This is a genomic window from Ihubacter massiliensis, from assembly GCF_024125305.1.
GTDB classification, from domain to species: domain Bacteria; phylum Bacillota; class Clostridia; order Peptostreptococcales; family Anaerovoracaceae; genus Hominibacterium; species Hominibacterium faecale.
The window spans coordinates 3506119-3520083 of record NZ_JAMXVH010000001.1 but is presented as its reverse complement, the minus strand read 5'-3'; the positions used below and the strand labels follow the sequence as shown (position 1 = coordinate 3520083).

Here is a 13965-nt window from a genome sequence, read left to right as displayed (position 1 = left end):
GGCAGGAACTTTTAAAAACCACATTGCTTATAACCGTTCTCCATTCAATACAAGCTTAGTATAGCATGTAGTTGTCAGATTTGTCAAACAAAATTCGCTCAATTTCCGTTCTTTCTGATGAGTTTTTGGGCGTGCTCCCGATGGGTTTTGCCAAAACAACTGGGGCCGCTGCGCAGAGGCGGCAGTTGGCAGGTATTTTTTTGAGGGGTTTTGGGGATCATCGGCGCGAAAAGGGTGGGCGGCCGACGCCCTGATGTGGTTTACCATAATCAAAACGATACATTTTGATCGAAATTAGTGTAAATTTTGTAGGCTGCAGAAGACGAAAATAGTATAAATCGGAACCGATGGCAGTTTTGGCAAAATCCACCCTCTGGAAACGTTGAAAAATTGCACTAATTTTGGTCAAAGCTGCAAAATTAGTGCAATCCTGGGCGACAGGCTGTCACATGAAGCAACTGAATCGCTTTTTTTCATGCAACAGCCCCTGTTGTGTTTTATTGTTCTGGTTGAAACGCTTTCAATCAGTCAGTGGAAAGTGCTTATTTCCAGGACAGAGAGTACCATCCTGATGACGTTTTGGTTCCTCTGTACACTTTAATGTAGTATGTACCCTTAGGCAGCTTTCCATAAGACTTCAGTGTCAGTTTATTGTTGTAATAGTTGTAGTTGTATGCGCTGCTTACTTTCTTTCCCTTCTTATTGTAGACAACAACCTTCAGCTTATTGTTGGTAGCGCCCTTCATCGTCAGAGTTACTTTTTTCTTTCCGCCCAGCTTAAATTTATACCAATCAGCCTGGCTGCTTCCAGCAATAATCGTGCCCTTTTTGGTCTTTTTCTTTTTGATGGTCACGGCCTTAGACTTCTTTTTCCCGGATTTTTCGGTGATTTTTTTGTTGGTTACTTGTAATTGGTAGCCTCCATCATAATTGCTGCCAGCCGCAACTTTTATATAGTAGGTGCTGCCTTTTTTTACTCCATATGTAGGAACATATCCCGCATATGTATAATTAGACAATGCCTTTTTCTTGCTATTACATAGTGCGATCTTATCGTACCCTTCGCTGCTCCCCACCTTTAAATAACCTGTTTGGGTTGCTTTGAATTTAAAATAGTTTGTCTGGGCATCTTTTTGACCTACCGCAATCGTTGATCCATTTTTAACAGTACGGTCAATACCTGAGATGAAACCAGCTGACATGTTCAATGTTACCGCAACTGTGGGTTGGGAAGCATAGTCGTTCGAATACGCTCCAATATAATATGTCCCCGCTGCAGGGATTTTAATAGCAATTCCATCGGCTGCACCCGCTCTTACAATGCTTCTACCACCTGCAATTTGATTTGTCAGCGCAGGGTCTTGGAAAAGACCAAAATATGCTGTCCCAGTACTTTCAGGATAATTGTACGCCGCTAAAATAAGAGTTCCTTTAGATGGCAAATAAATCGATTGCTGGAATCCATACTTATAACTGCCAAGGGAATCTGCCGGAGCGCTATAGTCAATTCTCGCCACTGGAGCCGTTTCATATCCAGTTACCAGGGTTGCTACAGTAAGATTTCCTATTGCCTTTGTTTTTGCCGATTTCGATGTTGCTTTAGTTTGGTCACTCTGTGCTTTAATCTGTTTTTCAAGGTCAAACCCTTTTTCCAACTGTGAAAATTGTTTCTTCCCTTGTGAAGCCTTTATCGCGCCGCTTGCCTCGCTGCCGCCCGTATCTGCGAACGCTACGCCGGCTGAAGTAAATACCAATGTGGCGATCAAAAGCGCCGACAGCAATTTGCTCATTCCTTTTTTCATATTGCTCTCCTTTTTGAATACTGTTGGTTCAATTCATATTTAGTTATCATTATACCTGATTTTCACAGCTTTTCCACTATTTTTTCACACATTGATCATGTTTTTTTATCAGAACAAATCCTTTAAATCCAAAGGTTACAGCCATGCATGTCCCACATGAAACCTCTGTATGTTTTAAGCAAAATATGCATATTCATTCACATTTGTAGTTCCCATTTACTAAAGCCGCAATCTTGGATCCATAAAAAATAAAAACAAAATAATTGTCCTTTTTAGCTAATTAGGATTAATAAAGCTTGCTGTTTAACGGAAATGCGAGGCATTGATGGCAAAACGGACAGCGCAGTGATCGAAACTACGCAAAGAAAAACGACCCCGCCGAAACCTGCAGATCAACTGCACGTTCCGATCGGGCCGTTCCTATACTACAATTGTTAACGTGGGTACAAAGGGCGAATCACGATTTCGAAGGAAACTTTTTTATTTCAACAAAACCTCTTCAATTATTTTTGCCGCGTCCTCAATACAGCCGTCGCAGCTGCGCAGCACATTGCCTCCATTTATCCCCTTTAACTCAGCGCAGATCACCGTCTTATTCTTTTCTTCAAATTTCTTAGTCATTTCTTTCATCATCTTATAGCACTGCTTCTTTGTAGCAGGCTTGCTCAGGTTTCCATCGCTCAGTTTCATTCCTGTGAGGGCGGCCATAGCACTGACGGCCCCGCAGGTTCCCATTGTTCCCATTCCAAAGCCAAAGGCCTCTGTCATCTTAAATGCCTCCGCCTTATCCACACCCATCAGATCACAATAAGCACATGCCACCGCCTGCGCACAATTGTAACCACTCTTATGATTTTCTACTGCCTTTGCAACTCTTTCAGTCATTTGTCATCCTCCTTTTTTCTCTTCCGTTTCAAAAAACATCCCCTTTTTCGGCCAAAATCAGCGGCTGTCCCCGGGGTCAGGTTTCCTTTTTTTATCCCTTATTAGCCAGACAAAAAAGCCGGCTGTGTAAGTAAGTGCTCCCAAGGCGCCGGAAACAATATCACCCATGGTGTTAAGATTGTTTCCCTGCATATTTGTATGGATCAACTGGTCTGCCGAAAACTCGTAAATCTCCCAAATTGCCGCACATGCGCAGGAAAAGAACAACGCAAACAAGATTTGAACCAGCAGCAAACGCTTTTCGTGGTAACGCTTTAAGATGTATTGCATGATCAGACGGCCGCCTTCTGCAGCCAGTAGGCCGCTGAGATAGTGAACAAACCGATCATACCCGTCAATGCTGCGATAAAAGTCCAAGACTGAGCCAAAAGCTGCAGCCAGCAGGTCGAAACACAATGCCAAAACAAAGAAATGCTGGGGAGCTTTGTAAAGTACGGCAGCTATCAGAATAGACGAAACGTATGCGCCGATCATATTGATCACAGGCGGATCAATTCCTGTCGTCCGTGCGATTATCACACATATAGTAATCAAAAACCATAGTCCAATTACGCTATAAATTCGCTGCTTCATTTAGTTGCCTACCGTTTCTTCGTTGGTCGTATACATATTATAGAGCCTGCTGTACAGCCTTCCCTTGCTCATCAGCTCATCATGGCTGCCCTGCTCCTGAATGCCGTCTTCCGTCAGCACCAAAATCGTCGAGGCATTGCGGATCGTCGTTAATCGATGAGCGATGGTCAGGGTTGTTCTGCCCTTTGCCAGCTTTTCCAGGGATTGCTGAATAATCCGTTCACTTTCGTTATCCAGAGCTGAAGTGGCTTCATCCAAAATTAGAATTGGCGGATTTTTTAGGAATACCCGCGCAATGCTGATCCTCTGCTTCTGTCCGCCTGAAAGCTTGACGCCACGTTCGCCGACAAAAGTTTCATAACCGTCTGTCAGCTGGGAAATAAATTCATGAGCGCCTGCCAGCTTGGCGGCCTGGACGATTTCTTCCTTGGAAGCTCCCGGCTTTCCATATTCAATATTATCATAAACCGTTCCCGAGAACAAATAAACTTCCTGCTGTACCATTCCGATCTTGGATCGAAGGGAATGGGTTGTCACACTGCGAATGTCTATGCCATCGATCAAAATCCGCCCTTCTGTCACATCATAAAAACGAGGAATCAGATTGCATAAGGTGGTTTTGCCTGCGCCCGAAGGGCCTACCAAAGCCACGTTTTCTCCGGCTTTGATGGTCAGATCGATCTGGGTGAGAACGTTCTCATCGCTGTCTGCATAATGGAAGCTGGCATGGTCAAAAGTGATTTCGCCTTTCACCGCCTGCAAATTTTTCGCATCCGGAGAATCCTGAATTTCCACTTCTTCATCCATAACTTCAATGAATCGCTCGATCCCGGTCATACCCCGCTGGAACTGTTCCGTAAATTCAACGATTCTGCGCACTGAGGCCAGCAGCATCACCACATACAGGAGATAAGCCATCAGATCCGGAGGCGTAATAATGCCCTGCATCATAAATAAGGAACCGGCCACAACGACGGTGATATACATGATTCCGTCAAAGAGCCTGGTGGTGCTCTGAAAGCCGGCCATGTAGCGGTAAGCTTCCTTTTTCACATTGAGAAAGCCCTCGTTTCCTTCTTTGAATTTTTCCCCTTCAATGTCCTCATTGGCAAAGGATTTTACAACCCGCACGCCCAGCAGGCTGTCTTCCACCTGTGCGTTAATTTCGCCCAGCTGATTTCTGGATTTCTTGAACGCGGTCCGCATCTTATTGTTGAATTTCATGGCAAAAAAGATCATCACCGGGATAATTGCAAAGATGATCAAAGTAAGCCATACATTCACGGAACACAGAATGCAGAAAGAAACTACGATTTTTAGAGGCGCAATATAATATTCTTCCGGGCAGTGGTGGGCGAACTCGGTCACGTCAAAAAGATCGCTGGTAATCCTGGCCATCAGCTGTCCCACTTTTGTATTGCTGTAGAAAGAATAGGACAATTCCTGGAGATGATCGAACAGGTCCCTGCGCATGTCCGTCTCGATTTTGGCTCCCATCACATGGCCGATGTTGGCCATGTAGTAATTGGCGATTAAATCGATGACACGCAGGCCCAGATAAATGGCCCCCACCGTCAGAATCAAACGCACTGTAAGACTTTCCACATCGTTCATGCCCATATCCGTCAGATAGCGGACGATCATCGGCAGAACCAGATCGCAGATTGTCGTCAGCGTCGCGCAGAAGAGATCCAGAATCAGTACCCATTTGTATTTTTTAAAATATGGAAGAAACCTCTTAATGAGATAAGAGGTTTTCTTCGTATTGATGTTATTTTCCTTCATCATTCAAATCCTTAATCGTTCTTTTTTCCTTGCTCCCCAGTTGAAGAGCCCGCCTGGATTATTTGTACTTTTCCGCCAGGAGTCTGCCCACATGAACGCCGCTTGCGGATGCCTGGGACAGGGAATGGGTCACGCCGGAGCCGTCCCCAAGGGCATACATGCCTCTTACCTTAGTCTCCAGATTTTCGTCTACTTCCACCTTGGAGTTATAGAATTTCACTTCCACCCCATAGAGCAAGGTATCCTCGTTGGCAGTTCCGGGAGCGATCTTATCAAGGGCATAAATCATCTCAATGATATTGTCCAGCTGGCGCTTTGGAATGACCAGGCTCAAATCTCCCGGTGTAGCCTGGAGTGTAGGCCTTGTAAAGCATTTTTCCATTCTGCGCGTGCTGCTCCTGCGCCCTTTGATCAAATCCCCGAAACGCTGCAGCAATACGCCTCCTCCCAGCATGTTGGACAGTCTGGCGATGGATTCGCCGTACTCGTTGCTGTCTTTGAAGGGTTCCGTAAACTTGTTGGAAACCAGCAGGGCAAAGTTGGTGTTTTCTGTCCTTAACGCCGGATCCGCATAGCTGTGCCCGTTTACGGTGACGATGCCGTTGGTATTCTCCGCAACTACCTCTCCATAGGGGTTCATGCAGAAGGTTCTGACCAGGTCGTTATACTTGTCCGTTTTATATACGATTTTGCTTTCGTATACATCGTCGGTGATATGTTTAAAAACTTCCGCCGGCAGTTCAACCCGCACGCCGATATCCACCCGGTTGCGTTTTTGTCCGATGCCCATCTTATCGCAGATGCTGGAAATCCATTTTGATCCGGAACGGCCGGTGGCCAGTACCAAATCCTTGCAGGACATGACTTCTCCTCCATCGGTGGTGATTTCAAAAGTTCCGTCATCCTTTTTCACCACATCCTGTATGGTTGTATAGAACATGGTATCGACTTTACTGCTGCAATAGTCGAAGACCCGGCCCAGAATTTTCACATTGCGGTCTGTCCCCAGATGGCGCACTTTGGCTTGCAGCAGATGAAGATTGTTTCGCAGGGCCGTTGTCTTCAGCTCAGAGCTGGCAGTGGAATAGAGCTTGGCATCCGCTCCGCCCATGCTACACAGCACATCGTCCACATATTCCATCAGTTCCAGGGCTTCCTGCGTTCCCACGTAATTATGCAGGTCGCCGCCGAACTGGGTGGTGATATTGTATTTTCCGTCGGAAAGGGTGCCTGCGCCTCCATAGCCGTTCATGATGTGGCATGGGGTACATTTGAGACACGACTTGGCGCCTTTCTTAATCGGGCACTGGCGTTTTTCCAGGGGCGCCCCCTTGTCAATCATAAGTACTTTTGCCTTGTTGTCTCTCTTTGTCAGCTCGTAAGATAAAAATACACCGCTGGCGCCTGCGCCAACAATGATGATGTCATAGTTTTTCATTTCATTCCCTCCAGAATGGCTTTTACTTCTACTCAATTCTTATATTTTATGCTGTTTTGTTCCTTTTGTAAAGTGTTGGACGAGGTTAAATCATTCCAAAAAACAAGGCTGCTGCATGAAAAGCGATTTGCTTCATACAGCAGCCCCTTTTGGGGTTCCGTTCATATTTAAGCCCAACTATTTTTTCTTCTTTTTGATGTTGGGGTCGGTCGGGTCGTATTTCTGGCCGGCCTTAATTTTTTTAACTTTCGGCTTATCGAATGGTCCTGCTGACTTTCCGTCGTAAATGGTCACCTTGGTTTTCTGATACCTGGCAATATCGTAGATAATCTTAGCGTTGGCTGTCTGCAGACGGATGCATCCGTGAGAAGCGGCTTTACCCAGATTATTGTAAGCAGAAGATGTCAGGGTGCGATTATTCTTCTGATTGTAATTGACAGAATGGAACAGGTAGCCTCCTGTAATTCTGGAACAGTACTGGCCGTAGCAATAACCGCCCATCGTCGGTCCGCCCAGCTTTGCCCAGCGGTACGTTCTGTTCTTGGTGAGGTAATAGGTTCCCTTGACAGTAGGAGTCTTGGATTTACCCACGGAACAGGCCATGGCCTTCACCGGAATCGTAAAGCCCCGCTTACCGTCTTTCGCGTAAAGAGTCACACAATTCTTTTTACGGTTCACCTTGATAAGAATGTCTTTTTTCTTCCACTTGTTTCCGAACTTGGCAATCAAATCCTGACAGATCTTTCCTTTGCTGTCAAAATAGTATTTATATTTTCCAACATAGTTCCAGCCGGTAAGGGCAGTGCCTTTTTTGAAATAGTAGCGCTTTCCGTTTACCCGTTTCCAGGCCGTGCCTTTATAGACTTTCCCGTTTTTCTGGAAATAGTAGATTTTGCCGTTGTTCATTTTCCTCACGGAATTCTTATATTTCTGTTTGACTCCGTTTTTATAATAGTAGCTGCCGCTGACTCCGGAGTAAACTTTCCCGGCTTTGTAAAGCTTGTTGTTCTTTGTTCCGGAAAAAGGCTTGCCGTTGACATACAGCAGGCTGTTGTAGGTGCCGTTGGCTAAAACACCGCTCACATAGTATGCGCTGTTGTAGGTGCCGGTGTAGAGGGCTCCCACTCCACTGGTACCTAAATTATACAGCTTACCGTCGATCATCTGCATCCCTGTCAGCATAGCACCGTCTCTATAATAGGTGCCGTCATTCTGCCACCCATCTTTTGGCTGCTCCGCCTGTGGCGGCGGATTTTCACTTGCAGCTGCTGCGTTACTTTGAGCAACCGCCTGGTCAGGCGACTCCGTTTCTGCGTACACATGATTTCCCGCAAACATCCATATCCCCAGCAGTACCGCCAGGGCGGCCAATCCTACCATCAGCCCCCGAGATCTCGTTGATTGCATTCTTGTTTCTCCTTCTTGCATAAATATGGGGACCGATTAAAAACCGTCCCCCAAGCTCGCCGTATTCTGTGCGTATGTCCTACTCTTCTTCCGTCATCAGCTCGTCGAATACTGCAACTGCCTTTTCGAATTCAGCGTCATTTTCAATATCGATCAGCTCGAACTCGTCTTCACCGGTTTCCTTATATCCATAGATATACACGTCATCGGAATCATCCTGAGGAATCAGGGCGATATATTCCTTACCCTCTGCTTCGAAAACGCCCAGGATCTCGCATTCCAATTCTGTACCATCATCATATTCCAATGTGATGAAATCTGCATCTGACATATTTGTTTCCTCCAAAAATTTTCTAAATTTGTACTAATATCATTACTATACCATCATGCCGGGGTTTTAGCAATGAAAATATTCTTGAATTTTGATTGCCAGTTTTTCTGTAATTCCTTTTACTTCCTGCAACTGTTCCTGGGTAGCGCTCTTGATTCGATCCACGCTGCCGAAGTGATCCAGCAGGGCATTTCGCTTTGCCGGGCCGATGCCTTCAATCTCATCGAGAACCGATGTCAGCATCCGCTTATTTCGCAGGCCTCTGTGGTATTCGATGGCAAATCGGTGTACCTCTTCCTGGACCGTTCCCATATATTTATACAGCAGCGGATGATCCTTCAGGAGAATCTCTTCCATCCGGCCTTCCTTGAAGAACACTAAGGACCGGGTCCTGTGATGATCGTCCTTTGCCATGCCTGCAACTGCCAGATCCAGTTCCAGACCGCGGATCATTTCCAGCGCCGCATTGACATGGCCTTTTCCTCCGTCAATGAGAATGAGATCGGGAAAGACGGAAAAACCTTCGTCCCCTTCCAGCGCACGGCGGAATCTGCGGAACAGGACTTCCTGCATGCTGCCGTAATCATTGGGGCCTTCGATGGATCTGACCTTGAATCTGCGGTAAGATTTCTTATCCGCTTTCAAACCTTCAAAGACGACCATGGCCCCCACTGTATCTACCCCGTTGGTATTGGAAATGTCATATGCTTCGACCCGGTAGTCGCGGCCATTATACTGGCCTTCTTCGTAACCCATCTGAATGAGAATGTCAAAAATTTCTTTACCCAAGCTCACGGCTCTTTCCTTTCGAACCTCCGCCCGCTGGTCAATGGTCTTGACCATTTCCACCACATCTTTTTTGGCCAGCTCCAATACCGCCCGCTTTTCACCTTTTTTCGGCGCCAGCAGGTGGACCTGATGACCCGCCAGTCCGGAAAGGTATTCTTTCAGCAATTCTTTTTCTTCCGGCTCCTTTTCCAGGATAATCTCCTTGGGCAGACTGAGGCTCTGGCTATAGTGCTGCTTGATGAATGCGGATATAATATCTTCTGACGAATCTTCTTCCATGGATTGAAGATCATAAGTCTCCCGCCCGCTCAGCTTGCCGTCGCGCACGAAAAACAGGACAACATGCCGCTGTTTTGCGCCCCTTGCCACCAAAATCAGATCCACATCCTTGGTATCCTGGAGCACAACCCTTTGTTTTTCAGAGAGGGCCTTTGCCGCCATGATGTAGTCACGGTACTCGGCCGCCCGTTCGAAATCCAGGGCTTGGGAAGCTTCCGCCATCTGTTCTTCCAGATAAGTGAGCATGCCTTTTGTCCGGCCTCTCAAAAAATCCACTGCGTGATTGACCTTTTCACGGTATATCTCCGGCGAAACCGTGCCCTGACAGATGCCGTCGCACTGGTCGATATGGTAGTTGAGGCATGGGCGGAATCCTTTGGGGAATACGCGGGCCGAACATTTTTTCAAGGAGTAGACCTGATTGAGAAGATCGACGATCTGGTTGACCGCCCCGGCGTCGCTGTAGGGGCCGAAATATTTGCTGCCGTCCTTTTTCACCAGCCGGGTTTTAATGACACGAGGATAATCCTCCTCCATGGTTACTTTTATATAGGGGTAGGTCTTATCATCCCGCAGGAGCACATTGTATTTGGGCATATGCTTTTTGATCAGGTTGCACTCTAAAATCAGAGCCTCCATTTCGCTTCCCGTAGTAATGTACTCGAACTCTTCGATCTGGGAAACCATGGCCCTGACTTTGGGGTCCATGTGTCTGGAGGACTGGAAATATTGGCGCACTCTGTTTTTGAGAGAAATCGCCTTCCCCACGTAAATGACTTGCCCCAGTTTATCTTTATGCAGATAAACTCCCGGTGAATCCGGGAGTTTTTTAAGATTTTCCTGAATATCAAACATCGTTTCTTCGCTCTTGCTCTCTTCTTTTCTGTCTTTTTGCTTTAGCCGCTTTTCGTCTGCTGCGCTTGCTGCCCGGACGCCGGTTGAGCGCGGCCAGGATGATGATCATCAAAATGATAATACCCGCTGCGATATAAATCAAAACAGCCAGCCAATCGGGGATTCCAATACGTGACAATGGGCCGCCTTCTTCAATGGTCTTTCCTGCCACGGCGTCAACCTGACTCATGAGACGGTCGCCGTCGTATACTTTGATAATGCCCACTTGATCGCCTTTTTTTACAGGAGCCTGAAGCTTTCGCTTTTCAAACTCCGTATGTACATTCTTGATGTCCTCACCCTTTTCCACTGTTACCGATGCCGGGCCCTGCGCTACGGCGGGCACGTTTCTATGGGCGCCTCGTTTTACCCGAACCTTGCCGACCTTCTCCGCCTTTTCCACAATTTGATGGGTATCGTAGAATTTATCCAAGGTATAATCCCAGAGCTTTATGGTATCGTAAAAGCGCATCTGGGGTCCGGAATGAAGGACCACGGAAATCAGCTCCGTGCCATTGCGGTCAACCGCTCCTACAAAGCAGCCGCCCGCCGTACTGGTCAGTCCGGTTTTGACGCCGATGGTTCCCGGATAATAAGGGGTGAACTTGATCGTTTCCTTTTTATCCGTTCCAGTGCCTTTTTCCACTTCAACCTCTTTGTTATACCAAAGACATTCGTTGGTGCTCTCCAGCTTGCGGGCTTTGGATTTGTTGGTGGCCGGGATCGTGTACTCCGTTGTGCTTACCAACTTGCGGAAGGTTTTATCCTTTAAGCCCTCCCGGGTCATCACCGCCAAATCGTAAGCAGTGGTCAGGTGGGCTTCCTGTCCCTGCCAGTTAAGGCCGTTGGGATTGAGAAAGTGGCTGCTTTTGGCGCCGCATTCCTTTGCCTTGGCATCCATCATTTTGGCGAAATTTTCTACAGTTCCGCCCATTTCTTCCGCCAGTACCACTGCCGCGTCATTGGCCGAATAGACCATCAGCGCGTACAGCAGCTGCTCCGCCGTCAACTCCTCGCCTTTTTTCACATCCATAATGTTGCCCATTTTGGTAGCATCATGCTTTACCGTAATCACCTGGTTCAAATCCAGCTTTTCCAACGCCAAAAGGCAGGTGGCGATCTTGGTGGTACTGGCCGGTTCCCGCTTGGAGTAGGCGTCTTTTTCATAAAGAATTTTTCCAGTGGATGCGTCCATGACAATAGCTGCCTGCGCGTCCAGATTCAAATTATCCGCAGACGCAGCAAATGCCGGCACCGCTTGGGTACAGGCAATTGCAATGATTGTAATAACAATAAATAGTTTCTGCTTGAACTTCATACCTTCTCCTATTTTTCAAAGAAGAAATCCGCCAGAGCAAAACCGCTGTCCATGTACTGTCCTTTTGCGCCGGATTTTTCGTTGAATTGACGTTCTCTATCCTCAGGCTGTTCTTTTCTGCTGTCATAAATCACATATGGAACCGGATCCGCCGAGTGGGTGCGGATCGCCAGGGGCGTTCTATGGTCAGGAACGATGAGAACCCGGAAATCTTCGCCAGCCTGGCGGAAATATTCCACGATGGGCGTGAGAACCTTGCGGTCGATGGATTCCAGGCACTGAATTTTTCCTTCAAGATCGCCCTGGTGGGAGCATTCGTCCGGCCCTTCCAAGTGCATGTATACGAAATCCTTTCCATCCTTATATTCCCGGATAGCCGCGGCTGCTTTTCCTTCAAAGTTGGTGTGAAGGGTGCCGGTTGCGCCTTCCACGTCCACCGAATTCAGCCCCGCGCAGATGGCGATACCTTTAATCAGGTCGACGGCGGAAATGGCGGTTCCTGTAATGCCGTATTTATCGTAGAAGGAGGACAGACTCGGTTTTCTGCCCTGGCCCCAGATCCACAGGGAATTGGCCGGATTGAGCCCGCGGGCGATCCGGTCTTTGTTCACCGGATGGTCTTTCAGGAGCTCATAGCTTTCCTTCATCATTTTAGTGATAAAGTCGCTGCCCTCGCCCTTTGGCAGATGGTCGCCCGCCTTCTGGGTCAGCACGTCGTGAGGCGGCGTCAGCTCGTAATCGGTAGAGCCGTTATGAACGATCATGCAGTGGCGGTAGCTGACTCCGGTATAAAAGCGGATATTCTCATCGGCAAACTTTTCGTTGACTGCCTGGATCAGCTGATCCGCTTCTTCCGTGGTAATGTCTCCCGAACTGTGATCGGTAATAATGAGGTCTTCGTAGTCGCCTTCCCCTGTCAATGTGACGATGTTGGTACGAAAGGCAACATCGGTATCGGACATGTTGATGCCGATGCTGGCTGCCTCCAGAGGCGACCTTCCTGTCAGATAAACAGCCGGATCATACCCCATTACGGAAAGATTGGCCGCATCCGAACCAGGCGCCACTCCAGGGGGGATAGTCTTTACCATACCCACCATTCCTTTTGCGGCCAGCTGGTTGGTCATATTCAGATCGGCAGCTTCCAGCGGGGTTTTCCCGCCCAGCTGATCGACCTTTTCATCTCCTGCTCCATCGGGAACCAAGATCAAATATTTCATGCTTTTCCTCCTAAAATGTCAAAGGCTTCCCTTCTTGTGAGGGGAAGCCCGGTTTACGTTTACTTGTTTTCGGCTTCGAACTTCTTCATGAATTCAATGAGCGTATCCACTCCTTCCGGCGGCATAGCATTGTAAATGCTGGCTCTCATTCCGCCGATGGACCGGTGTCCGTTCAGGTTGTGCAGGCCGCAGGCTTTTCCTTCTGCTACGAATTTCTTGTCCAATGCTTCGTCGCCTGTGACGAACACCACATTCATCAGTGAGCGATCCTTTTCCCTTACCGGACAAGTATACAGTTCACTTTCGTCGATATATTTGTACAGCTTGGCAGCCTTTTCTTCATCCAGCTTGTGCATGGCCGCGACTCCGCCGATTTCCTTGATGTGTTTGAACACTTCTCCGGCCACATAGATGCCGAAGCAGTTGGGTGTATTGTATGCGGAATCGTTCTCTGCATGGACTTTGTAATCCAGATAAGTGGGAACCGTATCCTTGGCAAAGCCGATCAGATCTTCTCTCATGATGACGATGGTAACGCCTGACGGCGCTACGTTCTTCTGCGCGCCCGCATAGATGAGGCCGAATTTGGAAACATCGATCTCTTCAGAAAGGATGCAGGAGGACATGTCCGCTACCAGTGGGATGTCGCCTGTATCCGGGATGTATGGGTAATGGGTCCCGTAAATGGTATTATTATAGGTGATATGTACATAATCCGCATCATCTCTAAAGTCTTCTCTCTTCACTTCCGGAATGTAGGAGAATGTGGATTCTTCGGAAGATGCTACAATCTTGATATCTCCGAATTTTTTCGCTTCCTTAGCGGCTTTCTTAGCCCAGGAGCCGGTGATGATGTAATCGGCTTTTCCTGATTTTCTCAGCAGGTTAAGGGGCACCATGGCAAACTGCAGCGTACCTCCGCCCTGAAGGAACATAACTTTATAATTGTCCGGAATGTTCATAATATCCCGCAGGTCCTGTTCCGCATCCGCCAGGATTGCTTTGAACTCCTTGGAACGATGGCTCATCTCCATTACGGATTCTCCGCACCCTTTATAATTGGGCAGATCTGCGGCTACCTTTTCGATCACGGAAAGCGGCAGCATCGACGGGCCTGCCGAGAAATTATATGCTCTATTATTGCTCAAATTCGTCACCTCCATAAGCTACTTGAGTCAATTCAA

General features: G+C 47.6%; 11 protein-coding genes. All 11 read right to left on the bottom strand.

The annotated features are described in order from the left end of the window. Positions 1-542: 542 nt before the first annotated feature. The 11 genes from NIA71_RS16135 to serC all read right to left on the bottom strand — a co-directional run bounded on the left by NIA71_RS16135 (position 543) and on the right by serC (position 13929). Positions 543-1802: a pre-peptidase C-terminal domain-containing protein gene (locus NIA71_RS16135; RefSeq protein WP_253020953.1), complete on the bottom strand. Its 1260-nt coding sequence runs from the start codon at positions 1800-1802 to the stop codon at positions 543-545. 480 nt (positions 1803-2282) lie between these two features. Further along, on the bottom strand, positions 2283-2687 hold the full coding sequence (locus NIA71_RS16130) for a C-GCAxxG-C-C family protein (protein WP_227755430.1): 405 nt from the start codon (positions 2685-2687) through the stop codon (positions 2283-2285). Positions 2688-2744: 57 nt separating this feature from the next. After that, complete coding sequence (locus NIA71_RS16125) at positions 2745-3320, bottom strand: DUF2238 domain-containing protein (protein WP_227755431.1); 576 nt, start codon at positions 3318-3320, stop codon at positions 2745-2747. Further along, entirely contained in the window at positions 3321-5108 is a 1788-nt protein-coding gene (locus NIA71_RS16120; protein ID WP_367177898.1) for an ABC transporter ATP-binding protein, read from the bottom strand. 55 nt (positions 5109-5163) lie between these two features. After that, positions 5164-6543, bottom strand: a complete 1380-nt coding sequence (locus NIA71_RS16115; RefSeq protein ID WP_148397607.1) for an NAD(P)/FAD-dependent oxidoreductase — start codon at positions 6541-6543, stop codon at positions 5164-5166. Between the two features lie 177 nt (positions 6544-6720). Beyond that, positions 6721-7950 carry a L,D-transpeptidase family protein gene (locus tag NIA71_RS16110; protein ID WP_253020952.1) on the bottom strand — a complete coding sequence of 410 codons (1230 nt, stop codon included), beginning with the start codon at positions 7948-7950 and terminating at the stop codon, positions 6721-6723. Positions 7951-8029: 79 nt separating this feature from the next. Continuing rightward, on the bottom strand, positions 8030-8281 hold the full coding sequence (locus NIA71_RS16105; protein ID WP_148397609.1) for a DUF1292 domain-containing protein: 252 nt from the start codon (positions 8279-8281) through the stop codon (positions 8030-8032). A 66-nt stretch (positions 8282-8347) separates the two neighbouring features. Beyond that, entirely contained in the window at positions 8348-10204 is a 1857-nt protein-coding gene (gene uvrC / locus NIA71_RS16100) for an excinuclease ABC subunit UvrC (RefSeq protein ID WP_253020951.1), read from the bottom strand. Next, a complete protein-coding gene (locus NIA71_RS16095; RefSeq protein WP_148397611.1) occupies positions 10197-11561 on the bottom strand; it encodes a D-alanyl-D-alanine carboxypeptidase family protein in 1365 nt (454 codons plus the stop codon). The genes uvrC and NIA71_RS16095 overlap by 8 nt, the downstream gene beginning before the upstream one ends. An 8-nt stretch (positions 11562-11569) precedes the next feature. Beyond that, the gene (locus tag NIA71_RS16090) at positions 11570-12781 is read right to left on the bottom strand and encodes a cofactor-independent phosphoglycerate mutase (protein ID WP_148397612.1); all 1212 of its coding nucleotides are present in this window, start codon (positions 12779-12781) and stop codon (positions 11570-11572) included. Positions 12782-12840: 59 nt separating this feature from the next. Next, entirely contained in the window at positions 12841-13929 is a 1089-nt protein-coding gene (serC, locus tag NIA71_RS16085) for a 3-phosphoserine/phosphohydroxythreonine transaminase (protein WP_269477826.1), read from the bottom strand. Between the last annotated feature and the right edge of the window lie 36 nt (positions 13930-13965).